The organism is Magnetococcus sp. PR-3, from assembly GCF_036689865.1.
Classification (GTDB): domain Bacteria; phylum Pseudomonadota; class Magnetococcia; order Magnetococcales; family Magnetococcaceae; genus Magnetococcus.
Genome location: NZ_JBAHUQ010000013.1, coordinates 52,485 through 78,594, shown reverse-complemented (window position 1 = coordinate 78,594; position 26,110 = coordinate 52,485). Strand labels below are relative to the sequence as shown.

The window sequence follows — 26,110 nt, the reverse complement described above, 5'->3', positions numbered from 1 at the left end:
AGTATGTTCAATGTTTAACTACCTATTTTTCCGTACTTTTGCCTTCCTCACCGGCTTTTTCAGTCTGGTTGCCACCCACCCTTCTTATGCGGATGACATGCAGCTGGCAGGGCTGTTTGCCCAACATAACCTGCGTGGCACACTGGTAATTGAATCCATAGATGGTCAACATCGGTTTGTTCACAATCAAGCCCGCTCAGGGCAACGCTTTGTACCAGCCTCGACCTTTAAAATCCCCCACACACTCATTGCCTTACAGGAGATGGCGGTCCACCCTCAAGAGATCCTGCTCTGGGATGGTCAACAACACCCCTACCCACCCTGGAACCGTAACCATACCTTAGCCTCCGCTTTTAAATATTCCTGTGTCTGGTGCTTTCAAGAGTTGGCCAAACGTCTGGGACCTCAAGCGTATGGACATTATCTGCAAGAGATGGCCTATGGCACAGCGGTCGCGGGACCTAAGTTGACCAACTTCTGGCTGCAAGGGGATCTAAAAATCAGCGCCAAAGAGCAAATTGCCTTTTTGCGTAAGCTCTACCTACAGCAACTGCCTTTTTCACCCCAACATTTTTCAACGCTTAAGCAAATTATGCAGGTAGAGAAAACAGAAGATTATCAGATCTATGCCAAAACGGGATGGGCTGCAAAGGTCTACCCACAAGTGGGCTGGTATGTCGGTTATGTGGTGGGGAAAAGAGGCGTCTGGATGTTTGCCTTGAACATGAAGGTCAATAACCGTGAACAGCTCTCACTGCGCAAAAGTTTGGTCATGGAAGCCTTACGCCTGAAAAAAATTCAGCCTGCTATGACAGAGATCCCTTAATGCCCATGAACAGGGCAAGAGCTTGATCGTAACGGGGACATAAACGTAAGGGGTGTCATCAGCCAGGGCGATGCGCATGGCATGGGTAGATCGCAAAAGACCACCCTACCAGGGTGCCCCGAACGAGGGCACCCCTTATAGGACTGTTGCCATCAGCTGCGCTGTCTAAGCACCTCATACAAAGCCACACCGGTGGCTACTGAGACATTGAGCGAACCCACACCACCCCCCATGGGAATGGCCACCAACTGGTCACACTTTTCTCGGGTTAAACGGCGCAAACCTTTGCCTTCATTACCCATAATCAACGCCAATGGACCTTTACAGTTCAAGTCACCAATGGGTGTTGAATCCTCTTCCCCAGCCATACCCACCACCCAGACATTGAGCTTTTGCAACTGCTCAATAGCCCGTGCCAAGTTGGTCACACGGATCAGATCCAGCCGCTCAGCCGCACCTGCCGATGCTTTAATGGCCCCGGCGTTTAGGGGTGCCGCACGATCTTTGGGAAGAATCACCGCCAGCGCACCAAACGCTTCTGCACTGCGCATAATGGCCCCCAGGTTATGCGGATCTTCCACCCCATCCAAGATCACCAGCAAGGGTTCTTTAGCTTGTTCAACCACATCCAGCAGATCATCCCAACCCATCGCCTCACGGGGGGCACAACGGGCAATGACCCCTTGGTGCACAGCCCCATCGGCCATACGGTCCATGGCACCACGATCTTTAAACTGAATTTGTATGCCGCGCTCCCGGAAGGTATCAATCATCCCTTCCACACGTTTACCGTGGCGCCCTTTTAAGATCCACAGTTGGGAAACAGGGCGGCCACTTTCCAGCAGAGCCATAACGGGGTTAACCCCGTAGATTTTGGTTTCATCACTCACTTGCGGCTCCATTGGGTTCCCTGAGCGCCATCTTCCAGCACAATACCTTGCGCGGCCAGCTCATCACGAATACGGTCGGACTCGGCCCAATTTTTGGACTGTCGGGCTTCAGTGCGTTGGGTAATTAAGGCCTCAATCGCTTCGGCCCCCAACCCACCCTCTTCGGTACGCTCGGCTCGGAACCAACTCTCAGGATTTTGCTCGGCCAAACCCAAGTGCTGTCCCAACCCCCGGATCACACGCGCCCAGGTGGCTATGACTTCTGGATCTTTTTTCTCAGCAATGGCGGTATTGAGCATTTTGGCCGCTTCAAACAGTTGAGCAATCGCTTGAGGGGTATTGAAATCATCATCCATCGATTTCAGATAACGCTCCACCAACGCTTGTGGCGCTCCTTCCGGTACATCCGACATCTCAAAAATAGCATCGGATGGCAAGCGCCCCAAAATACCCTGAGCAGCACGCAAGGCTGTGTAAAGACGATCCAACCCAGCTTTGGCGGCATCAAGCAGACCAAAGTTGAAATCCAACGGGCTACGGTAGTGACTGTTGAGAATGAAGAAACGTAAAACCTCACCATGGTAACGTTCTAACAGATCACGGATGGTGTGGAAGTTGCCCAAAGATTTGGACATCTTCTCCGCCTCACCCTCTTCATTAATCACATTCACAAAGCCGTTGTGGATCCAGTAGTTCACCGCATGTTTGCCGGTGCACCCTTCGGTCTGAGCAATCTCATTTTCATGGTGTGGGAAGATCAAGTCACGACCACCACCATGGATGTCAAAGGAGTCGCCCAGATACTTGGTGCCCATCGCCGAACACTCAATATGCCAACCGGGACGACCAGACCCCCAGGGAGAGTCCCATTGGGGCTCTTCAGGTTTGGCCCCTTTCCAGAGGACAAAATCCATAGGGTTACGCTTATTGTGGTCCACATCAACACGGGCCCCGGCCTCTTGCTCATCCAAAACTTTTCCTGAGAGTTGGCCATAATTCTTAAACTGATCAACCGCGTAATAGACATCCCCGCCACTGGGATAGGCCACACCTTTATCCACCAAAGCTGTGATCATCTGCTGCATTTCCGGCAGATGTTCAGTCGCCTTGGGCTCAATATCTGCTTTTTGCACACCCAATGCCCCCATATCGTCATGGAAAGCATCAATGTAGCGGCTGGTCAGCTCCTGGATCGATTCACCACGCTCATTAGCCCGCTTGATAATTTTATCGTCAATATCGGTAAAATTACGAACATAGGTCAGGTCAAAACCTTTGACCCTAAAGTGCCGCGCAATGACATCAAACACCACCATAACCCGTGCATGACCTATGTGGCTGTAGTCATAAACTGTCACACCACACACATACATGCCCACTTTTCCGGGAATCATGGGAACAAAAGGTTCTTTTTTACGTCCAAGGGTGTTGTAAATCGCGATACCCACAGGTCTTTGCCTTTTTTTTCAGGTTGTTATAAAAAAGGTGGATTATACCCCAATCAACCTTCATTTGCCATTGGATAAGGAAAAGGTTATATTCCAGAATTCCAAGCTTGATAAATCGGTCAAAAAAAGGCCTATATGGAACCCATTACATTGGCACTCACCTGATGGGTGAAATGCTGTTTTTGCATTAAACCTGAAAACAAACAAGCTGTTGTCTCATTTGGAGCGCAAATCGATGTCTGAAGCCAAGCACCATAAACTGATCGTTCTCGGTTCCGGTCCTGCCGGTTTCACTGCGGCCATTTACGCGGCCCGCGCCAACCTTAACCCTGTGGTTATTCAAGGTCTGCAACCGGGTGGTCAGTTGACCATTACGACAGAAGTGGATAACTACCCTGGTTTTGAAGAGGGGGTTCAGGGTCCTGAGCTGATGCAGAAAATGCAAGCACAGGCTGAGCGTTTTAACACCGAGGTGATTTTTGATACGGTCACCAGTGCCGATTTGAGCAAACGCCCCTTTACTCTGAACTGTGACAGTGGCGATGTGTACACCTGTGACGCTTTGATTATCTCTACCGGCGCTTCCGCCAAGTGGTTGGGGATGGAGTCTGAGCAAAAACTGAACGGTTTTGGTGTCTCAGCCTGCGCCACTTGTGATGGTTTCTTCTTCAAAAACCAAGATGTCTGCGTCATTGGTGGCGGGGACACTGCGGTTGAAGAGGCGCTCTACCTGGCCAACATCTGCAACAAGGTCTACTTGGTTCATCGTCGTGATGAACTGCGTGCTGAGAAGATTATGCAGAACCAGATGTTTGCTAAAGAGAACATCATTCCTGTTTGGGATAGCGTACCCGAAGAGATGCTGGGTGACCCCAATAAAGGGGGTTTAACCGGCGTACGCATTAAAAACGTCAAGAGTGGTGAGAGCTCTGATCTGACTGTTACCGGCTGCTTTATCGCCATTGGCCACCGCCCCAATACTGAGATCTTTGGGGAGCAGCTGGATAAAGATGAAAATGGCTACCTCATCACCAAGCCAGACTCCACCGCCATGAACATTGAAGGTGTGTTTGCGGCTGGTGATGTTCAGGATACGGTTTTCCGCCAAGCTGTGACCGCTGCCGGCACAGGCTGCATGGCAGCTATTGAAGCAGAACGTTGGTTGGCTGCACAGGAATAAGCACCGTTCCAATGCATCTATTTAAAAGGCTGAGATTTTTTAATCTCAGCCTTTTTTATACCCAGACTCCACAACAGAAGACATGCGAGGGTTTTTCACTTGATCCACCCGCCCCAAAAGAACGGCGTTAACAGCAAGTGTAACCACCGCTCACAGATAGGGTCTTGGCACGGTTGATAAAACCCACAAACACCGAGCACTCCATAGCCTGCCCGCTGTGGCGGGTCACTCTATGGTTTTCATCACTCAAGGTCGAAATACCTCTCGCGCCTCCTCATTCAGTTTCCATGCTTACCCAGGGATTGGCTGCAAACATGCCCAGCGCTTGCTCATAACCAACAAACAACGCTATAACAGAGGGCCTATTCACTCCGTTCTTGGCTATTGCTATGATCACCCGCCATCAGATTGATCTGGTTCTGGCACTCTCTCAGCAGGTGCCCCTACAGGTGTGGGATCAAAAAGGCATGCTCGATCGCGAGCTGGCACTCTATCGCACCATGCAACCACACTTGCGGTCTATTACCTTACTAACCGATGGGGACCGCCATGAAGGACGCTATCAACCTCAACTAGCCGGTATGCACCTTCAATACAATCGCTGGGAGCTACGTCCTTGGCACTATCAGCGCTGGCTAAAAATGCCTTGGCGACGCTGGAAGCAAGGCCATGTTCTGTTTAAAAGCAATCAGTTAAGTAGTGCGCCTAATGCCATTGATCTTGCCCGCTACTATGGCCAAAAGAGCATTACCCGTTGTGGTTATCTGCTCAGTGAATTTGCCGCCTTACACCATGGCCCCTATTCCAAAGCCCGCCTAAGAGCGATTATACGGGAACAACGTGCTTTTCATGGTGCCAACCGGGCCTTCGTCACCACCCCGCAAATGGCCCAACTGCTGACCAACCGCTACGGTCTCTCCAGTGAGCAGATCCGTATTCAACCCAACTATGTGGACTGTACGCAATTTACGCCGACGACTGAAGTCCGTAAACCGGGTCCCCTGCGGCTGCTTTTTGTCGGGCGCCTGCACCCAGAAAAAAATTTGCTCAATCTTTTACAGGCCATGGTGGGGTTAAACGATCTCCATCTGGACCTGATTGGACAAGGAGATCAGCAAGCCGAACTGGAACAGTTTATTGAACACCATCAACTCTCCGTCACTTTGCATGGTCGGGTTGCACACAACGATCTGGTTTTATTTCACCACAACAGCGATCTGTTTGTTCTACCCTCCTTACAAGAAGGACACCCCAAAGCTCTGCTAGAAGCGATGGCATGTGGCTCACCCATTTTAACCACCGATGCACCGGGTAACCGGGATGTGGTGCAACATGGGCACACCGGTTGGATCAGCGCAACCGATGCCCCAGCGCTGCAACAGAGCTTGAAGCATTTACAAAGCCACCCAGAGCTTCGCCACCAATTGGGGGTCCAAGCACGGCAGTATGCGGAAACAGAGGTCTCTCTAACCGCCATAGCCCAACGTGAGCTGACCCTTTATGAAGAGATTTTCAACACACCTTAAGCGAGGCCTTTGTTGCGTTCACCCCTCATAACCCGCCTAAAATCCTGTTGCCTAAAAGGGGGAATCACGGGATAATGAATGTGACGTTTTGATGACAAACACAATGATCCAAGCCTGTTCGGGTCATTTGGGGGGGTGGGATATAAAAGAATGGCCAAAAAAAAGAAAAAACCGGCCAAAGAGAAACTGCTTTCCGCAGCCAAAAGGATTAAGCAGGAAAAACGGGCCCAAAAAAAGCTGATTGAAGCAACCAAAGCGCTAAAAAAAGATAAAAAGAAGAATAAAGAGAAACCCAAACAGGAAGAGGCCCCCAAACGCAGCATACGGGTTGCCAAACACCTGATGATACCGGTACAGCCTGAACCACTGCTGGCACCCCCACCTCCCCCTGTGGCAGCCCCAACGCCCCTAAAAGAGGCTGACCCAGAGGTTCTGGATCTCGACCGCTTACACATCCTTGGGCAAATTCTTGACTACGCCTTACAGCATAGCCTTCTTGATGAAGATGCTGTCTTACGTTGGGGTAAACGGTGTGTCAGTGATGCCATGATCGAAAAACTGAACCTGACCATTCATGATGAAAAACTTCCGCCGGCCAAACCGATCCGTTTAAATCCAAATCTTTATGGTGGATAGATTCGAATATTCAATAATTAACGAATACTTATACTGAATAACATGCAAATTGATTAATTGCATTCATTTGCAAAATACAGCAAACTAATCCGTGTAAGATTTTGTCTTTAACCTCTTATTGGACGGTTGCAGTGCCATGATGGAGTGTCAAACCCGCATTGAAAATGATCATCTGACCATAGGCCTACCTAAGGATTTCTCCAGTAGGCACTACCCCTCTTTTCGGGCCTGCTTCATTCATCATCCCCCTAGCTGGACCTATATTCTAGACTGCGTTCAGCTAACCCATCTAGACAGCGCAGCGCTTGGTATGTTTTTGCTTTTACAAAAACATGTCGCGGCTGGGAGGGGGAAAATAAGCTGTATTAACTGCCATCCTCATTTACAAAACTTACTGGACAAAGCCCAGTTCAGCCATCTGTTCCAGATCAACCCTATGGTTCAGCCAGGGGCACATCCGGAACTTCCACATGAAGCGATTCCACGGCAAATCGCCACAACCTAAGCCTTGTACCACGCTTTTTTAACACACCCTCTACGCATTGGGCAGTAACCCCATGACCTGGTTACGTCCCCCCTCCTTGGCCATATACAGCGCTTTATCCGCCAGCCCGACCATCTCATCCTTGCTATCAAGGGTGATATCAAAACAGGTGACCCCAATACTGATGCTTAAAGGACGCCCAGGATAGCGCCGGGACATCGCCTCACCGACTTGTCGAATGGCCAGTCGAATCCGTTCACAATACCGGGCCGCTTCTTTATAATCAGTATCCCGTAGAACAACAATGAACTCCTCACCCCCATACCGACCTACAGAGCCGTTACCTCGAGTGAGCTTTTTTAAGACGGCTGAGACCAGTTTGAGCACATTATCGCCCATTTGATGGCCAAAGGTGTCGTTAAACTTCTTAAAATAGTCGACATCTAACATGGCCACTGAGAGCTGACCCACCTCCTTTTTGGCCTGTTGAAACGACTGCTCTAAAATTTCATCAATGCGTCCACGGTTATAAAGCTTGGTCAGGTGATCACAGTGGGCCATTTGATTGGCCACCTGGAGCTGCTTGGCATGTTCCAGCGCCATGCCTAACTCATGAGCGACTTGATTGAGTGGATTGAGAGTAGGCAGATCAAACAGTGGCCCATCTGGCCCATTATCCAGAGCAATCAAACCATAAACACGCTGCGGGCCCACCACAGGGGTCAAGGCCATCTGTCTGGCCTGAATTTTATTGCGAATATGCTTCTCAACAGCTGTCTTGCCAGAGACCAGCAACTGCTTACGCTGACGCAGCGCATCCAAAAAGGCGCTGGGTTCATCATCCAATGGAATTTCCACAGGTTGTTTCATGGGACGTAAGAGCTGACTATCCCGACTAAAGCTGGCCTCTTTGACCAAGCAGCGTTTAACCGGATCTACATGAAAAACCATACCACGTTTGGCTTTAAATGCAGCACAGATAGAAGCCAGGGTATTATCAAGTATTTCCTGCTTTATCAAGCTTTTATGTGGAGCTAACAGTGTCTCTTGTACCGGTGTAGGCTTTGGTGCTTCTACAGGAGCTACAGGCTGTGGAGGGGGTTTTTTCTCATATTTAAGCTCTGTATTGAGCTTGGCCAAAGAGATTCCTGCATCCAAAAGGTTGCGATTGAAAGCAATGTGGTCAGGAAACTCAATACCATCATGGGCAGCAACTTTGCGTACATCCAGATTAACCTGCTCAACAATGGCCGCATAATCTGCCCGGTTCAGGGAGAGATACTTCTGTACCTCTGGCGGTAGAACCGGATGTTGTCCACGGGGAAGGGATCCCAAACCTTGGATCCAAGCCAAAAAGTCTGCCAACTGTACAATCGCCGTAAGCTGAGCAACCTCTTTGCCCACCTCTTTGGCATCATAACGGCTGTGATGCAGAGCAACAGCTAAAACTACCGCACTGTTCATACCCCACTTGTTCAGAGTATGGGCACCGATACCATCATGCCCAACCCCCAAAAGGGTCCGCTCATAAGCGACGCTATCCCAATCCGTCCGGATAGAGATCTCCTGCAACTCCTCATAATCCATAGCCCCCAGGCCATCGATAAGCAGTTTGCCGAGATCGTGCAGCAGACCTGCAAGATAGGCCTCTTCAATATTGGCATAGTTGACCTTTTTGGCGATCACCCGTGCCGCACACGCAACCCATAAGTTATGGCGCCACAAGGTGGCACGATCAAAGCTACTCTCATCATCCTGAGCAACATGGATAAAATGGCTGAACATCAGCCGTTCCAGCGCGGTGGCACGAATGGTATTAAAGCCTAATCGTACCACAGCACCATGCAGCCCCCCCTCCTCCTCACCGGTCATTTTTAGAACAGCACGGGCTAGCTCAGGGCTCTGTTCAACAATCGCCACCACATCTGCCGCATTGGTGCGCTCCAGACGGGTACTACGTAGCAGCTCAAATAGGGTCGTGGGTAGGCCTAAGCTCTCAATCCCACCACGGGTTAATACACTTTCCACCTTTTTGTCCGGTGGTAGCCATGGATCAACCTTCATAATGCCCCCTTTAACACATGCCGGTGCTGCTGTTCAGATATTGTAGGGATTGCCGCCCTCTTCTTATGTTAATATCGGCAGCTGTGACGGGTTCTGTAGTGATGATGCACAATCCGTCACTCAAGCTATCTGTCTCTTCTTTTAAGCACAAGTTTTCCATTTGGGCGGAGATAAACCGTGCGCGTCATGTTGTGGCTGATCACAGGGCTTATGTTACTCACAGGGTGCAGCAGCACCAACCCTTATAGTGACCGTCTACACCTTATGGCCAGAGAAGCCTCCCTGCACTACAAAGTACACAGCGGACTAGAGTATGATATCGCCACTTGGCGACGTATCCAAAATACGGGCGCTCCCCTACACATTTATATCGAAGGGAGTGGCCATATTTGGGAAGCCAAAGGGAGACTCTCTCAAGATCCCACACCCCACCACCCCAAGGCATTTCATCTTGCATTGGCAGACCCTCACCCCAACGTTGTCTATTTGGCCCGCCCTTGCCAATATGTAATGGATGACCCCAAGCACAACCGCCATTGTGGGCCCCAACTATGGTCCACTCACAGCCTAAGTGATGCTGTTCTCGCCGACCTTAACCGTGCGATCCACACACTTAAACGAGAAGCCCAAGCCAAAAAGATCCATCTAATTGGGGTAGGCAGTGGTGGTAATGCCGCAGCACTACTGGCTGGTTCCCGCTTTGATATCGCCAGTTTACGTAGTGTCGATGGTATTTTGGATCATGACCTATACCATACCAGCTTAAAGCAGCCACGCTGGGCGGCTTCGTTAAATGCCAAAAACATGGCCAAACTCCTGCGGAAAATCCCTCAAACACACCACATTACCGGGCTAGATAGCCGATTACCCCGAGAGATGGCTGCACAATTTTTAAAACCAATGGGTCGTGAATCCTGCGCCCAAGTGGCACTCCATCAATGGAATGATCTCGATACATTTTTGATTAAATGGCCAAAACTCATGGCAGAAGCCCCCCCCTGTCTTAAGGCTCCTGAGCAGGCTGATCAAAAGCCCTAAGTTTTTTGACCGCTCTGCGCCGAGCTCTTATGACCCATCATTTTTGCTTCATGCCGTGGCCAAACCGCTCTTCTGCATCACCGACCCGTTTAATCTCCCCCCCCCCCCGTTCGCACACCGTATTTGCACGACCAAAAATGATACGATAGCCTACTGTTTTTTATCCTCTAAACAATATGATATGGGCAACTCATCCAATCACCTGAAGCTTTTTTTACATCAGACTTTTGTTTGGTGGTAAAGCATCATGGATTTCGGTTACATTGGTTATTCGTGCGCGTGATAATAGGTGGAGACCCGACTGCTGCATTTGGCTGTTGGTCGAATGGGGTTTTGACCGAATCTGGAGGGGAAAGTCTACATGGCGGTTCGACGTTCCAAAGTAATGGTGCCTCTGTTAGGAGGATTTGTCGTATTACTGACAGCTCTAGTAGGCATGTGGGGATTTAACTACCAGGCCTCAGAACAGCTATTCGGTACCATGCAAGGCAGTATGACCACCGTACACAAAATGCATATTATCTCCGAACTTATGGAGACCATCCGTGCCCGGACCCGTATTGCGGCTGAAATGTTGGATGAAGAGGATGTGTTTGCCAACGATGGTCACAAAATGGAGCTGGATGCGCTGGCCAACCGTTTTGTCTCATTGCGTAAAGAGTTGCTTGCACTCCCCCTGGACACAAGTGAAAAGATCATTCTCAACGATCTCAGCAGCAAAGTGATACCACCGACGGTCAAAGCACTTCGGCAGGTGATTGAAATTGCCATGTGGAGTGAAGAAGAAGAAGAGCGCGCCATTGCCCGTCGCCAGCTCTATGACACGGTGCAGCCTGGCCAAGGCAAGGTCATCGATCATTTTATGCGGTTCCAAACCCACTTAGAAACCAAGATCACCAAAGCAACGACCGCGACCATTCGATCTCACCGCACCAACCTACAGAGCCAACTGTTGGTACTGCTGATCCTGCTTTTGATCATGCTGGTTACCACTTATATTACCATCCGCCGGGTCATGACCATTGAGCGCACCCTTCATTATGAAAAAGAGCGTGCCCAAATTACCCTGATCTCCATCGCTGATGGTGTGATCACTACCGATACAGATGGCTTTATCCAAGATGCCAACAAAGTGGTGGGCGCTCTTGTCGGTAATAATCCTGAAGATCTGGTTGGCAAACAGCTGGAGCAGGCCTTCCCCACCAGCGCGCGCAATGAGGAGATGGCCTCCTTGCACGAAGATCTTAACAGCCTGCTGGCCAGTGAGATCCCCAAACCCATGCACACCATGGTGGTTCTGGACAGTGATGGGGATGATCTTCTTCTGGATGCCACCCTCTCCCCTGTTCAAAGTAGTGAAGGGGTTGTTTTAGGGGCGATTATTACGGTTAAAGATGTAACCGAACAACAACGCATGTCGGAGAAAATTCGTTATCAGGCCCGCCATGATCACTTAACCGGGCTGTTTAATCGACACGCGTTTGCGGATCTATGCCGTGAAAGCATGGATGTCATGAAGCCCGAAGAGACCCACAGTCTCTGCGTGATTGACCTGGATCGTTTTAAAGCCATTAACGATACCTGCGGCCATAAAGCGGGAGACATGGCGTTAAAACAGATCTCCACCATGATTCAAGGTTGTGTGCGTAAGCAGGACTATGCCGCTCGAATTGGAGGGGATGAATTTACCGTCTTTTTGGCCGATTGTACCGAGGCTGATGCGGTGAAAGTCATGGAAAAACTACTGGAGCAAGTTCAGGAATACCGCTTCTTATGGGAGGGTCAGACCTTCACCTTGGGCTTCTCCATTGGTATTTGTGAAGTACACCAGCAGGTACCGTTTGAAAAATCCTTCCAAGCTGCTGACTCTGCGGTGTTCCAGGCCAAGGATGATGGCCGAATGTGTATCCGTACCCGCTCAGTAGAGACCAACGCTCTAGAGACACCACCTGCCGAAGAGACCAACTGGGTTGGCCGACTGCACCGTGTTTTAGGTGATGAACCGCTGGTTCTGGTGGCACAACCCATGGTGGCGTTTGACCAAACAGAGCAAGGCGCTCCGCTCTTTGAGATTTTTATGCGTCTGCCTGATGGTGAAAAAAACCATCCCCCCAACGCCTTTCTACCGACAGCTGAACGCCACGGTTTAACAGGAGATCTGGACCGTAAAGTTTTGGAAATGGCCATTGAGGATTTAAAACAGCGGGATGATGGACGCATCTACAGCATTAATCTGTCTGCAAAAACCTTAGAAAGCACAGAGAGCTGTGATGGTCTGTTTGAGGTTCTGGATGCGCAGGAAGCCTGGGCCAAGCAGATCTGTTTTGAGTTGGATGAGAACACCTTAATCAACAACATGGATCAGGCCAGTCAGTTCTTATTTGGCGCCAAACAGCGGGGGGCCAAAACAGCCTTGGATAACTATGGCGGCTCACTGGGTAACTGTCTCTACCTGGAACAGTTAGAGCTGGATATGTTAAAAGTGGATGGTCAGCTGGTTCAACAGGCCAAAGATAAAGTAACAACCCGAACCGTCGTTGCGGCCATCCATAATATTTCGCAATCCATGAAGATCCAAACTGTTGCGAAACATGTTGAGGATGCCGAACTGGCAAGCCAGCTCAACGAAATTGGCTTTAATTATCAACAAGGCTTCTACCACGCCAAGCCTGAATCTCTTTAAGATCACCAGCTCCAAAAAGAAAAAGCCACACCCAAAAGGTGTGGCTTTTTTTATCACTTAACGAAAGATCATCTGACCCAGACACACAAAACCCGCCAGCGTGTGTGGCGGGTTTTCCTCTTGTGGATAACTCTGTACAGAACATCCAAAAGATAAGATTGCCGGTACGTTCCAGGGGGCGGTCCGCTAACTACTCGGCCGGGGCCTGGAGGTCCATTCACTGGGCTGGTGGGCGTCCGCATCCACCGCGCACCGACTGCATGCCATGGCTCCCTATTGCTGGCGTCTCTGACCGGGACTAGGTCAATGTTACGATCACTTGCTACACATCCTTATACACATCCTTATACACATCTGTGCTGCACATCCCGATCCTCTCACCGCCCCCTCCCGTGAACCTCCGGGGGGGCTTGTGCCCGCCAGTTCTTGGTCGCAGTTGTAGTATCTCTATTTACCCTGTATTGGGCAATTGAAAAATGATGCCTTTAAGAATTTTTTATAGGCCATCAATCTAATTTTTATTTTATTGATCTCTTATCTGCCCCCTATTCACTGGCCAAATTCAAGGGGTAATGGCGATATCTTCCACCCTAAATTACAAAGGCTAACATCCTGCAAATCCTAATGAAAGATGGAATTTAATCGGAAGCTACCGTATAATATGAGCTATTGCTAATTATCCAACCAAGCTTAATAAAGAGCGTGTCATGGGTGCAGGATTAAAAGTTCTTTTTCTACTGTTTTTTCTGTTAAGCCTGGGCCTAACCCCACAGACTTGGGCACAAAGCGCGCGCCTACAGCTCTCTTTGGTCACAGCACCCCCAGCCATGGAAGTCTCTGCTCAACAAGGCTGGGACCAAACATCTGAGCGATCCATTTCAACGGCAGCAGGCCCCCTTAGGCTGCAGGGCCTGTATGACCCCCAGTTTCTCTATATACGTTTAAGTTTTGCAGATTCCCAGGCCGACCAAACCCCAGGTTATCTACAGTGGGATGAAGCGTTCCAAAGCTACCGGAGCCATCTACTACCCATTGACCGTGTCGCACTCATCAGCTGGTTTCCTCAAGCAGACAAGCAACAAAAAGGGGATCTATGGATCTGGTCTGCCTTGGCCGGACACGGTGCTGAGGATGCCACCGTGACCTGTAGCCGCTACCCCTTTGCTCAAGCTGAAGCCAGATTGAATGACCATGGCGGACTGTTCTACCAAAAGATTACCCCTGATCCAGGCACCGCACCCTACCGGCTCAACGTACCAAAAGGTAAGCAGACCCCCAAGCTACCCAGAACAGTCGCCCAAACAGCAACAGGTAGCCGTGCAGATATCCTGACCTATAGCCAATGGCTGGATGGCCAGTGGACCATTCTCTTTAAAATTCCTCGGCAACGAACCGATCCAAACGATCTACCCTTACAGGGGGTCATTCCGCTCACACTACTTATTCATTGGGCTCCAACACAGCCCTTATGTGAACAACCGGTTCACCTGGAACTAGAGCTCCCCCCCCCAACGGTTAAGGGGGCCTTATAATGCGCACTTTTTTAATTCGGAACAGTGGTCTGATCACCTTGTTCCTGATTCTTCTGTTACTGCTTGGTATCGCCTATGAGCGCGCCAACCTGGGGGTTAGCCAGCTCATCCCTTTGCATGTATCCAGTCATGATGTTGCCACTCAAATTCATCAACTGGAACATCTAATCGACTTAGCCCGCAGCCGACATCATCAAGCCCAAAAGCGACAACAAGCCGCACAACAGGCTGAAAAAGCTCTACGCCAACTTAACCATCACTTGGGTCAAATCAGCTTTAAGGCAAATCCTCACTCAATTTTTATTCACCTCGATCAATTGCGACAGAGTGTACTTCTGGAGAGCGCCCATCAACTGCTGGAACCTTCCCCCGCTTTAGAGGCTGGCTATGCACAGAACATTCGCCTGACCCTAAAGGCTTTGGATCAAGCTCTGCGAGAAAGCTTGCAAGAGGTTCAATCAGACAGGCATTTCTCTAACACTGTACAGGCCCAAAAGTGGCAGGCCATGGGCACACCCATGCGCACGTTGGTGGATGCCCTAAACCAGTTTTTACAAACACCCCCACCCTCTCCCCTTCTGCCTCTGTTGCGTCAGGGTCATCAGGTTTTGACACACCTACCCATGATCCCATGGCAACAGACACCAGATTTATCCGAACATATGGACCAACTCCGTGAAAAATACCACCAGATGGTCCAACAGATGTTGGCGGTTCTTCCCCCCTGGCATGCTCCTCAGTGGCATGGGAAAAGTGTAGCGTACAATCGCCAAGCAGATGTTAACGCAGCTTTTATTGACCTTCGACATACCATCATTGGCTTTCAGGTCTATCTACAGCAAGCTCAGCAAGCGTATCAAAAGGCCATGGCCAAAGCGGCACGCCAGCACCAATTATTTTTGATCAGCGTGGCCTCCTTAGCCTTTTTAATGAGTATTCTCACCATTTTTTTACAGAGCAAGCTGCTCTCTCAACGCATCCATGTTTTGGTGGAAGGCGCACGTCGTTTTGCCCGAGGTCAGGCAAACCATCGTATTGAGGTAGTGCATAATGATGAGCTGGTTGAAGTGGCCCACGCCTTTAACAACATGGTTAGCTCACTGGAAAAAAAAGAGCAACGGGAGAAACAGGAAAAGCGCCTACAAAACTTGCTCAACGAACTATTGGCCACCGGTTTTTTGCCACTGACCTTAGAAGAGCAACTCCACCGGGCATTGGAACGTACGGTAATCGTGCCCTGGTTACAACTGGCCCCTCACGGTATTCTTTACAGCTGGGAACAGGATCATTTTCAAGCTCAGGCTGCGCATGGTCAGTTACAGCCACTTCTCTCCAACCCCTCGGCTGATCCTTTTCATGGGGGTCTGGAATATTTAGATCATCTGCTGCATAACGGCCAGTTAAGTCCTGCTCAGGCACAACAGCTTACCGATACCGCACCGTTTGGTTGTTATGCTTGCCCCATTTACCATGGTGAGGATTTTGTCGGGGTCATGGTTCTGTTGATCCCCGCACAAATGCCCAGGGATGGACACCGTGAAGATAGCCTTCAACGCATTTCTCAAGTTTTGGGAGAAATTATTCAGCGTAAACGGGCTGAATCGGTTTTGACCGAGGCCAAACAACAGGCCGAAGCTGCCAGTGAGGCCAAAAGTGATTTCCTGGCCACCATGAGCCATGAAATCCGCACCCCGATGAATGCCATTTTGGGCAGTGCCGACCTCTTGCAAGAGACACAGTTGGATGCTGAACAACATAAATATGTGCGTATTTTCCGAGGTGCAGGGGAAAATCTTTTAGGGATTATCAACGATATCCTGGACCTCTCCCGCGTAGAATCCGGCAAAGTAGAGCTGTCTCTACAACCTTTTAATCTGGAAGAACTGGTCCTCAGCGTTGCCTCCGTCTTAACCCCTTTGGCCAGTAAAAAACATCTCTATCTGCGCACTCATATTGCCGACAATCTGCCCCTCTCCTTGATCGGTGATGATATGCGCCTGCGTCAGGTGCTGCTGAACTTAATTGGGAACGGCATTAAGTTTACCGAGACAGGGGGGGTTGATCTGGAAATTACCGGGGCCACACTACCAGGTGGGGCTGTTGATCTCAGGTTTGCCATTCATGATAGCGGTATTGGTATTCCTGAAGAAAAATTGGGGGATATCTTTAAAGCTTTCTCTCAAGCCGATCAATATATTACCCGTGAACATGGGGGTACAGGTCTAGGTTTGACCATTAGTCAACGCTTTATACGACTCATGGATGGTCGTATTGAGGTCGAGAGTTCACTGGGTGAAGGCAGCACCTTTACCTGCTATATCAAGCTCAATATCTGCCTGACATGTGGGGATACCCGTGAGGAGACCCAAGCCCTGCTCGCCCCTTTAAAAGGGAGCCGGTTGATCTATCAATCCACCGAAAAAAGAGACATGTATGGGGAGCTTCTACAGCAAACGGGGATTGAGGGTCGCTTTATTGATCATGAGATGGATCTGATTGAACTGCTCTTGGATGCCCAGCAGAAAGGTAACCCCTATGAGGTTGTGATTATGCACCACAACCTACAAAGCTGGTCCCCTATGGAGTCCATACAACAGCTGCGCAGCCATAGCAGCCTAAGTCAACTACCTATCCTGCTAATCAGCCCTTGGTGCCGCAAAAGTGATTTACAGATGGGTAAAGCCCTGGCTGTTGATTATTTAATTAAACCGGTTCACCGTATCGACTTTATCAAAGCACTGTTACGGCCTTTACAGAACCAAAGTGATGAAACCACTGCTGTGGACTCTCTCTCGCCCACATCATCCAACCCAGAAACCTTAACTATCTTAGTGGTGGATGATTCTGATGATAACCGTACTTTGGTGCGTACCTTCTTGAAAAAATCACCCTATCAGGTGGAGGAGGCCATCCATGGGCAAGAGGCTGTGGAACGGGTTATGGCTGGCGGAATCGATTTGATCTTCATGGATGTACAGATGCCTGTAATGGATGGTTATAGCGCCACCCGCACCATCCGTGCATGGGAAAGCAAAGAGGGACGCACGCCGCTTCCCATCATTGCATTAACGGCCCATGCCATGAAGGAAGATGAAGCCAAGTCCTTACAAGCAGGGTGCGATGCCCACATGACAAAACCCATTCGTAAAAAAGGCTTACTTCATGCCATTGAAACCTATCGCAGCATGGGGCAGCCAACCGACTAAGCCACCATCCCGTTACTGACCTTATGAGATAAACGGCAACTTGCTAAAACCTGACCAAACCCCACAGCAACCGATTGGGGGGCCTGTCTAGCTTGGTAGACGCTGGCTAGACACACCGCATTTTCAAGCGGCTGCTCCCCTAGCTTACCCATCCTACAGGGCCAAACCTGTAGCTGCCTATTTTCACAGGGTATGGTGTGATCCCTGGAATGCATGCCAGAACAGCTCTTTAAGCACGCAAGTATCCAACAACAGAGCTGTCGCCACGGTTATTCACCTAATCAATGTAGTTAAGGTGGTTATTTAAACAATCAAAACACCGCCAACCACAAAAAAACTGTTCCAAGCTTATTGGGCACGTTAAGCTAGTCTTTAAGATGACCTTCCCTTACAAAGCCACCCCTACTGAGCATATAACACCATGGAATACAGACGTTTTGGAAAAACTGAGAAACAGGTATCTGTCTTTACCATGGGCGGTATGCGCTTTGTTCAAGGGTGGGATGAGCCCCATGATCAGCTCCCCCAAGCCAGCCTGGATCACTGTCATGAGATGCTACAAACGGTTCTAGATGGTGGGGTAAATTTGATCGAAACAGCCAAAGGCTATGGCAAAAGTGAACGGCTTATTGGCCAAACACTCCCCAAATTACGCCAAACCCGTGATCAATATATGATCATGTCCAAAGCCAGCCCTACAGAAACCGCCGCAGAGATGCGAACCCATGTGGAGAATGCGCTACAGTTTATGGGGATAGATCATATGGAGTTTTTCGCCCTGCACGGGGTGAATACCCAAGCATTACTGGATATGAGCCTACGACCCGGCGGCCCCTTCTCAGCTTTACAAGCCATGAAAAAAGAGGGAAAGATTGGTCATATTGGCTTTGCAACCCATGCACCCTTACCGGTCATTTTACAGGCCATTCAGACCGACTGCTTTGAGTTTATCAATCTTCACTACTACTTTTTCCGTCAAGGCAACCGGGCGGCCATCGATGCTGCGGCAGCCAAAGACATGGGGATCTTTATCATTTCACCACAGGATAAAGGTGGGATGCTCTATACCCCCCCAGCGCGTCTGGCCCAGCAGAGCCAACCCTTACCCATTGCCAACTATAATGAACGCTGGATCCTCTCTCACCCACACATTCATACCATGACCGTTGGCATGAGTGAACCTAACCATCTGGATCTACACCTGCACTCGTTGGCCATGGGAAAACCATATTGGGGAAAAGAAGAACGCCAGGTTGAAATTCAACTTAAAGAAGCCGCGGCCCCCACCCTGTTGGACCGGTGTGGTATCTGCACCCAATGCCTACCCTGCCCAGAACGTATTGAGATGCCAGATCTGTTGCGCCTAGAGCATTTGGCCCTGGCTCATGACATGACCCCCTTTGCCCAATACCGTTATGGCCTTATGGAGCCACAGAGCCATTGGGTTCCTGGCGCAAAAGGGGATACCTGTAGTGACTGTGGTGACTGTCTGCCCCGCTGCCCTCAACAGTTGGATATTCCCAAGCTGGTCCGGCAGGCGCATGCACGGATGCATCTCCCCCCAAGCTAAGGAGATTCCGCATCCTAATCATGGTGAGCAGATCTCGCCTGCCTGCAACAGGATCTTAATGGTAAGGAACAAACCGCTTAAGTCGATTGATTGGCGTCTCAAAAGCAAACCAAGAGAGGGATGTGATAAGAATCAAAATAGAAACTAAAAAAAGCATCCGTCCAATGGGTCCAAAAATCTCCATAATAGAGTAGCCATAATGGTTAAACAGAAGATTAACACCTGTGATCACAAAAGGGTGAAGCAGATAGATGCCATAGCTAATACGCCCGATATAGCGAAAAGGCGGGAACATCAAGACAGCACCCACAGGCCCTTTGATCGTTTTCCCAGCTGCTACCACAACTGAAGCTAACGTTAGCATATAGAGTGTATTGTAGATAAAAATGCCCCAAACACTCTTGGGGACTTCGCCACCTGTTTGAAAATAATAGAGCGTTAAGAGAAGAGCTCCCATTAATCCCAAGATGGGAAGTTTCTCTAAAAATAGACCTTTCCAAGGTGCACCAACACCTTGTACGCATTGAAATCGCCAAAAAGCAAAAAGCGCCCCCATACCCATAAAGGAGAAACTCCAAGCTGGAAAATAGTATCCAAAATGACTACTGAACCACCCCATGCCTATACCAAGGGCATTAAAACCAATACCAAAAATAACCACCCCCACAAAGAGCCCTCCCAGACGGGCCATCGGGAGAAAAAGCACTAAAGTGGGCCAGAGTAAGTAAAATTGTTCCTCGGCGGCCAAAGACCAAAAATGGGTCACAAAGCCGTGATATTCTCCCTTAAAAGCAATAAAGAAATTTGTGCCATAAAAAAAGTGCCACGGAAAGCTATCCGCCACATCTTCAATACCAATAAAGAGTGCAAATAGGATCAGCAGATAGTAAAGCGGGAAGATACGTAACGCCCTTCTCATGTAAAAACGACGTACAATTTGAAAGCGCTTTTGATCCGTACTTTTTTCCCGTGCTGTCAAGAGAATAGAAGTAATAAGAAAACCACTAATGACAAAAAACAGGTGAACCCCACTGCTCCCCCTTAACCATAAGACCCCCTGTCCAGGCACCCAATGCAGGAGCACGACCAAACCTACGGCCACAGCACGTATGCTATCTAATTGAGGCATATAGGCGATTTCCGCCAATATTTGTGGTTGTTCTTGCTTCCTGTACATATTCATTACCATCAACGGTCAAAGGCAGACTAAAAATAGATAATGGATCCCATCACAACCTGCTACTACGCCCAACCACAATTCCATATTATTGGCGTATTCTCATCATCCTACACAAATCTTATCTAGATAATTAACAGACTAAAAAGATTATCTATTCTTCCATAAACCTACTTTTACAGACTGCTAAGTAATCCATTCAATCTCATACAGGCTCGTCAGGGTAAGAACGCTGTTAGCCAGTTTACCGCTGAGGGACCTACCCGTCATTCTGTGCATAAATCTCGCCACCTCAAAGACACAGCATCATTTGTATACAAAGCAGGGCATACGGTTGAGATATCGCTTTGATGGAAGGCACGCCAAGTCGAGACGCTACTGGTTCGCCGCCCATAAAAAAACAGGCCCCCATCTGTACAGATGAGGGCCTGCTATAACCGCAACTGCAAGCAAGAACTTAGTAGCGATAGTGCTCAGGCTTGTAGGGTCCATCCACAGGAATACCCAGATAATCCGCCTGATCCTGGCTTAACGTGGTCAGGTTTGCACCGACTTTACCCAAGTGCAGACGGGCCACTTTTTCATCCAAATGCTTAGGCAGCACATAGACCTTGTTCTCATACTTATCCGCACTATGGAACAGCTCAATTTGTGCCATCACCTGGTTGGTGAAGCTGTTGGACATCACAAAACTGGGGTGACCTGTTGCACAGCCCAAGTTAACCAAACGACCCTCAGCCAACACGATAATACGGTTGCCGTTGGGCATGGTTACATGATCAACCTGTGGCTTGATGTTATCCCACTTCAGCTCACGGATCGAAGCAATGTCAATTTCAGAATCAAAGTGACCAATATTACAAACAATGGCCTGATCCTTCATCTGCTCCATATGTGCACGGGTAATAATGTCCTTATTACCTGTTGCGGTAACAAAGATATCCGCTTGGGAAGCAGCCTCATCCATGGTCACCACACGGTAACCTTCCATAGCAGCCTGCAGGGCACAGATGGGATCAATTTCAGTCACCCATACAGTTGCACCCAAACCACGGAAGGCCTGCGCACACCCTTTACCCACATCACCATAGCCACAGACAACGCCAATTTTACCCGCAACCATCACATCCGTGGCGCGCTTGATGCCATCCATCAAGGATTCACGACAGCCGTACAAGTTATCAAACTTGGACTTGGTCACAGAATCATTCACATTGAATGCAGGGCACTCCAGGGTACTATTCTGGGCCATTTCATAGAGACGCAGGACACCGGTGGTGGTCTCTTCTGAAATACCCTTCACACCTTTCATAATATCCAGGTATTCAGGGCGGTGCATGATCTCCGTCAGATCACCACCATCATCCAGAATCATATTAGGCACCCAACCATCAGGACCTTTAATGGTCTGTTCGACACACCAGACATACTCTTCCTCGGTTTCACCTTTCCAGGCAAACACAGGAACACCAGACTTGGCAATGGCAGCGGCTGCATGATCCTGAGTCGAGAAAATGTTGCACGAAGACCAACGGACCTCAGCACCCAAAGCGGTAAGGGTCTCGATCAACACAGCTGTTTGGATGGTCATGTGCAGACAACCTGCAACGCGGGCACCTTTTAAAGGCTGCTCCTTACCAAACTCACTGCGCAGGGAGACCAGACCGGGCATCTCGGTCTCTGCAATTTCAATCTCTTTACGACCCCAATCAGCCAGGCTGATATCGGCGACTTTAAAATCTTCGCCAGGGACCAGTTGCATCTTGTTGACCTCAACGTTCATGGCTTACCCATTCCCTCTATAAATGGAATCCCGGACGCACTGGCGTCCGGGATGAATTTCCCAATTGATCGAAGCAGGGTAACAAACCCCCGCTAACATGTCATTAACGACCTTAGATACCCGCTGCAGCCTTCAGTGCAGCAGCCTTGTCGGTCTTCTCCCAAGTAAACTCAGGCAGCTCACGACCAAAGTGTCCATAGGCTGCAGACTTCTTGTAGATGGGACGCAACAGATCCAGCTGCTGAACAATGGCTTTAGGACGCAGGTCAAAATTTTCCTTAACCAGCTCAGTAATCGCCTCATCCTCAAGCTTACCGGTCCCAAAGGTATCAACCATCACCGACATAGGCTGGGAGACACCAATGGCATAAGCCACCTGGATTTCACATTTTTCAGCCAAACCAGCAGCCACAATGTTCTTAGCCACATAACGACCCATATAGGCCGAAGAGCGGTCAACCTTGGAGGGATCCTTACCGGAGAAAGCACCGCCACCATGTGAGCCCATGCCGCCGTAGGTATCGACAATAATCTTACGACCGGTTACCCCGGCATCACCCACAGGACCACCAATCACAAAACGGCCCGTTGGGTTGATAAAGTATTCCGTACCTTCATGCAGCAGCTCAGCAGGGATCACCGCTTTAACCACTTTTTCGATGATCTCTTTTTCAATGGTGTCGTGGTCGACATCGGGGCTGTGCTGGGTAGAAATAACAACCGCCTCAACAGAAACCGGCTTATCATCTACATACTTAACCGTTACCTGGGATTTGGCATCAGGACGGGCCCAAGCCAGTTCGCCACTTTTACGCAGTTGCGCATGTTTTTCAACCAAGCGGTGGGCAAAATAGATCGGCATAGGCATCAGCACATCGGTTTCCGTACAGGCGTAACCGAACATGATGCCCTGGTCGCCAGCACCCTGGTCCAGGTCGATACCTTCTCCTTCATTCACACCCTGAGCAATGTCTACAGATTGCTTATCCAGCGTGACGAAGATGGCAGCACTATCACCGGAATACCCCATCCCATCGGCAGAGGTATAACCGATTTCGTTAATGGTATCTCGAGCGATCTGTTGATAGTCGATCACAGCATTGGTGGTGATCTCACCGGCCACTGTACAAAAACCGGTGCTGACCATGGTCTCACACGCCACACGGGAAGCTGGGTCCTGCTCAAGCAGGGCATCCAAAATGGCGTCGGAAATCTGGTCGGCCATCTTATCGGGATGACCTTCGGAGACCGATTCGGAAGAGAACAGATAGTTACGCGGCATGATCCTCACACTCCTGTGATGCCTAACAGCATAATAAAACCGTGTTAACAAACACGGTGGGTTAATCCACAAAACAGGGTTTGAACCAGCCGGCCCCACACCCTCACTCTCATCTCACATACCAACATCCTACTGAGTGACAACTCAGAAAGAAAGTTTTCGTCTTTTGAATATCTCTCGGGTTATGCAACTATTTGGCCGACTTGCGGTGTATATCCCGATGCCGCACCAAAACCCTGTACCCCAACTGCGCCAAGGCATCCTGCAAACGGTCGACCAAGTAGACCGAACGGTGTTGACCGCCGGTACAACCGATATCCACCGTGAAGTAGCATTTGCGCTCTTTAATGTAGCGGGGGATCAGATAGCCAAACAGACCCTTCAAATGGTCCAGGAACTGCTCAGCCTCATTATCCGATTCCAAAAAATCCCGTACAGGCTTATCCAAACCGGTTAAAGGGCGCAAGTTGGCGTCGTAATAGGGGTTTTGTAAAAAGCGGGCATCCAGAACCATATCCGCATCGGTATTAGAGCCATATTTAAACCCTAATGAACGCACAAACAGGGTGATTTCCTGACCATTGGGGTCACTGCGGAATAGGTCAGCCACACGCTCTTGTAACATCTGTGGACGCAAGTAGGTGGTATCAATCACCAAATCGGCATTGGCCCGGACCGACTGCATCAGCTGTTTTTCTTCTACAACAGCTTCTTTAACCGTGCGCCCTTCCAAAAAGTGCTCACTGGTATGCGCTTCTCCCGCCAAAGGGTGGCGGCGGCGGGTTTCCCGAAACCGTTTGACCAGAATATCGCTATCCGCCTCGAGATAGAGCAGCTCCAGACGGGCTGCCATCTCATTAAGAACCGGGTAGAGCCGCTCCAAAGCATCTGGATCTCGGCTGTGGTCACGCATGTGTAGACCTACTGCGACATGAATATCCTGGTTGTTTTCCCCCAACTCCCTAAGCAGTCCGGGTAGGGCCAACAGGGGCGGGTTATCGATCCATAAAAAACCGATATCCTCCAAACTTTTTAACGCTGTAGATTTACCTGCGCCTGACAGGCCTGCTACCAGGACTAAACTTGTGACTTGAGGGGTATTTGCCCCGAGCTCTTCCATGGATCCGGCCACTTCCTGTGTAAGGGTATCCGATTGGGCTTATTTAGGTTCCAGCTGTTTACGCCGTGACGATGAAGGTATGTTCATCGCCTCCCGATACTTAGCCACGGTACGACGGGCAACATTAATGCCTTGCTCTTTGAGCATTTTGGCCAGCTTTTCGTCAGAGAAAGGACGTCGAGCCGGTTCACTATCCACCAACTTGCGAATTTTAAACTTCACGGCCTCGGATGAGTGTGACTCACCGGTTTGTGAGGTCAAAGAGGAGGAGAAGAAATACTTCAGCTCAAAAATACCACGCGGGGTGTGCATATACTTATTGCTGGTCACCCGGCTGGTGGTGGATTCATGCACACCAATATCATCAGCCACATCCTTAAGGATGAGCGGCTTGAGATATTCTGGCCCTTTTTCCAAAAAATCTTCCTGAAAACGCACAATACTCTCCGCCACCCGATAGATGGTTGAGGAGCGTTGTTCCAAAGATTTAATCAACCACTGGGCACTACGGGCCGACTCTGTCATAAAGCGCTTGTCATCGGCCGAGGCGTAGCGGGAGATCTGGTCCTGATAGTGGCGGTTAATACGCAAACGAGGCTGGGTCTCAGGGTTAATCTCTACAACCCATTTGCCATTTTGCTTACGCACATAAACATCGGGCACCACATAACTGGTTTGATCACTGCCGTAGGCCAATCCGGGTTTAGGATCCAGCGCATGGATCACCGAAACCGCATCCGCCAACTCCTCTTCAGAGAGTTTTAAAACCCGGCTCAGTTTTCGGAAATCCCGTCGGGCCAGATCATCCAAGTGATCCAGCAACGCGGTATAGGGCGCCACCGCCATGCGGTCTGCTTTAAGCTGCAGCAACAGACATTCCGCCAGGGTTCGCGACCCCACACCGGAAGGTTCAAACGATTGTATCAGCAGCAGGGCATCTTCCAGATCATACAAAGAGGCCCCTGTGGTATCTTGAAAGCTCTCCAGAGAGGCCGTGAGATAGCCATTTTCATCAATGGCATCAATCAGGGCCATGCCCAGGACACGCTCACTGTCATTTTGTGCGGAGAGACCCAGTTGCCAGATCAGATGATCCGACAGGGTGTCGTTGCGCACCAACGTATTTTCCAGTGGCGGTGCTTCAGAGGTATTGAGGGAGTTATTACGGGATTCGAAATTGGAGTTGGTATCGGCATAGACATCCGACCACTCCGCATCTACCGGCAGATCCTCACTAAGGTTGGTGACCTCAGGAGCGGGTCCTTCCTCGACCTGAAAGCCTTCCATCTCGGCCGGAGTCTCTGTTGAGGGCTCGGGGGCCGTTTGGGGTTCCGCAAAACTTTCGGTCTCTGAGCTACCTGCACTTTCAGATGCCGCAGCTTCGCCACTGTCGGGGGCGGTATCACCGTCCACGGCATTGCCGTTTTCGTCTTCACGCTCCAGCAGTGGATTTTTCTCCAGCTCTTCCTGGAGATACTCCTGAAGATCCATGCTGGACATTTGTAGCAGCCGAATGGCCATCTGCAACTGTGGTGTCATCACCAGTTGCATACCCATCCGCAGCTTGAGTTCCATACCCAAAGCCATGGACACACTCCCTGTTAAAAGAGTTGTTCCTCCCTTTGCCATAGGGTGGACAGCCTGCCAACTCTTGTGTGGTTCCAT

Annotated in this window: 18 protein-coding genes; 10 read left to right on the top strand and 8 right to left on the bottom strand. The window is 49.8% G+C overall.

Annotation, left to right across the window (positions count from 1 at the left end; translation table 11 throughout):
* Positions 1-10 precede the first annotated feature (10 nt).
* Positions 11-826: a class D beta-lactamase gene (gene blaOXA, locus V5T57_RS09235; RefSeq protein ID WP_332890911.1), complete on the top strand. Its 816-nt coding sequence runs from the start codon at positions 11-13 to the stop codon at positions 824-826.
* 152 nt (positions 827-978) lie between these two features.
* Here blaOXA and rlmB read toward each other — a convergent pair whose 3' ends face one another.
* Entirely contained in the window at positions 979-1,716 is a 738-nt protein-coding gene (gene rlmB, locus V5T57_RS09230; protein WP_332890910.1) for a 23S rRNA (guanosine(2251)-2'-O)-methyltransferase RlmB, read from the bottom strand.
* Positions 1,713-3,164, bottom strand: coding sequence for a cysteine--tRNA ligase (gene cysS / locus V5T57_RS09225; RefSeq protein WP_332890909.1), 1,452 nt, complete (start codon positions 3,162-3,164; stop codon positions 1,713-1,715). The genes rlmB and cysS overlap by 4 nt, the downstream gene beginning before the upstream one ends.
* Positions 3,165-3,399: 235 nt before the next feature.
* Between cysS and trxB the strand changes: the two genes are divergently transcribed.
* From trxB to V5T57_RS09205, 4 genes are all read left to right on the top strand, one after another.
* Positions 3,400-4,344 carry a thioredoxin-disulfide reductase gene (gene trxB / locus V5T57_RS09220; protein ID WP_332890908.1) on the top strand — a complete coding sequence of 315 codons (945 nt, stop codon included), beginning with the start codon at positions 3,400-3,402 and terminating at the stop codon, positions 4,342-4,344.
* Between the two features lie 389 nt (positions 4,345-4,733).
* Positions 4,734-5,870, top strand: a complete 1,137-nt coding sequence (locus V5T57_RS09215; RefSeq protein WP_332890907.1) for a glycosyltransferase family 4 protein — start codon at positions 4,734-4,736, stop codon at positions 5,868-5,870.
* Positions 5,871-6,020: 150 nt separating this feature from the next.
* The gene (locus tag V5T57_RS09210) at positions 6,021-6,506 is read left to right on the top strand and encodes a hypothetical protein (RefSeq protein WP_332890906.1); all 486 of its coding nucleotides are present in this window, start codon (positions 6,021-6,023) and stop codon (positions 6,504-6,506) included.
* Positions 6,507-6,642: 136 nt separating this feature from the next.
* Complete coding sequence (locus tag V5T57_RS09205) at positions 6,643-7,011, top strand: STAS domain-containing protein (RefSeq protein ID WP_332890905.1); 369 nt, start codon at positions 6,643-6,645, stop codon at positions 7,009-7,011.
* A gap of 30 nt (positions 7,012-7,041) precedes the next feature.
* Here the strand turns inward: V5T57_RS09205 and V5T57_RS09200 are convergent, their stop codons facing one another.
* Positions 7,042-9,054, bottom strand: a complete 2,013-nt coding sequence (locus V5T57_RS09200; RefSeq protein WP_332890904.1) for a diguanylate cyclase — start codon at positions 9,052-9,054, stop codon at positions 7,042-7,044.
* Between the two features lie 177 nt (positions 9,055-9,231).
* Between V5T57_RS09200 and V5T57_RS09195 the strand changes: the two genes are divergently transcribed.
* The 5 genes from V5T57_RS09195 to V5T57_RS09175 all read left to right on the top strand — a co-directional run bounded on the left by V5T57_RS09195 (position 9,232) and on the right by V5T57_RS09175 (position 19,083).
* Entirely contained in the window at positions 9,232-10,092 is an 861-nt protein-coding gene (locus tag V5T57_RS09195) for a hypothetical protein (RefSeq protein WP_332890903.1), read from the top strand.
* Between the two features lie 361 nt (positions 10,093-10,453).
* Positions 10,454-12,775 (top strand): EAL domain-containing protein, encoded by a 2,322-nt coding sequence (locus V5T57_RS09190; RefSeq protein WP_332890902.1) that lies wholly within the window; start codon positions 10,454-10,456, stop codon positions 12,773-12,775.
* A 707-nt stretch (positions 12,776-13,482) separates the two neighbouring features.
* A complete protein-coding gene (locus V5T57_RS09185) occupies positions 13,483-14,307 on the top strand; it encodes an ethylbenzene dehydrogenase-related protein (protein WP_332890901.1) in 825 nt (274 codons plus the stop codon).
* A complete protein-coding gene (locus tag V5T57_RS09180; RefSeq protein WP_332890900.1) occupies positions 14,307-17,513 on the top strand; it encodes a hybrid sensor histidine kinase/response regulator in 3,207 nt (1,068 codons plus the stop codon). The genes V5T57_RS09185 and V5T57_RS09180 overlap by 1 nt, the downstream gene beginning before the upstream one ends.
* A 421-nt stretch (positions 17,514-17,934) precedes the next feature.
* Positions 17,935-19,083, top strand: coding sequence for an aldo/keto reductase (locus tag V5T57_RS09175; protein ID WP_332890899.1), 1,149 nt, complete (start codon positions 17,935-17,937; stop codon positions 19,081-19,083).
* A 55-nt stretch (positions 19,084-19,138) separates the two neighbouring features.
* Here V5T57_RS09175 and V5T57_RS09170 read toward each other — a convergent pair whose 3' ends face one another.
* From V5T57_RS09170 to V5T57_RS09150, 5 genes are all read right to left on the bottom strand, one after another.
* Positions 19,139-20,272 carry an acyltransferase family protein gene (locus V5T57_RS09170; protein WP_332890898.1) on the bottom strand — a complete coding sequence of 378 codons (1,134 nt, stop codon included), beginning with the start codon at positions 20,270-20,272 and terminating at the stop codon, positions 19,139-19,141.
* Positions 20,273-20,717: 445 nt separating this feature from the next.
* Positions 20,718-22,043 (bottom strand): adenosylhomocysteinase, encoded by a 1,326-nt coding sequence (ahcY, locus tag V5T57_RS09165; RefSeq protein ID WP_442918190.1) that lies wholly within the window; start codon positions 22,041-22,043, stop codon positions 20,718-20,720.
* A 112-nt stretch (positions 22,044-22,155) separates the two neighbouring features.
* Positions 22,156-23,325: a methionine adenosyltransferase gene (gene metK, locus V5T57_RS09160; protein ID WP_332890897.1), complete on the bottom strand. Its 1,170-nt coding sequence runs from the start codon at positions 23,323-23,325 to the stop codon at positions 22,156-22,158.
* Between the two features lie 190 nt (positions 23,326-23,515).
* Positions 23,516-24,445: an RNase adapter RapZ gene (gene rapZ, locus V5T57_RS09155; protein ID WP_332890896.1), complete on the bottom strand. Its 930-nt coding sequence runs from the start codon at positions 24,443-24,445 to the stop codon at positions 23,516-23,518.
* Positions 24,446-24,484: 39 nt separating this feature from the next.
* Positions 24,485-26,032, bottom strand: coding sequence for an RNA polymerase factor sigma-54 (locus tag V5T57_RS09150; protein ID WP_332890895.1), 1,548 nt, complete (start codon positions 26,030-26,032; stop codon positions 24,485-24,487).
* Between the last annotated feature and the right edge of the window lie 78 nt (positions 26,033-26,110).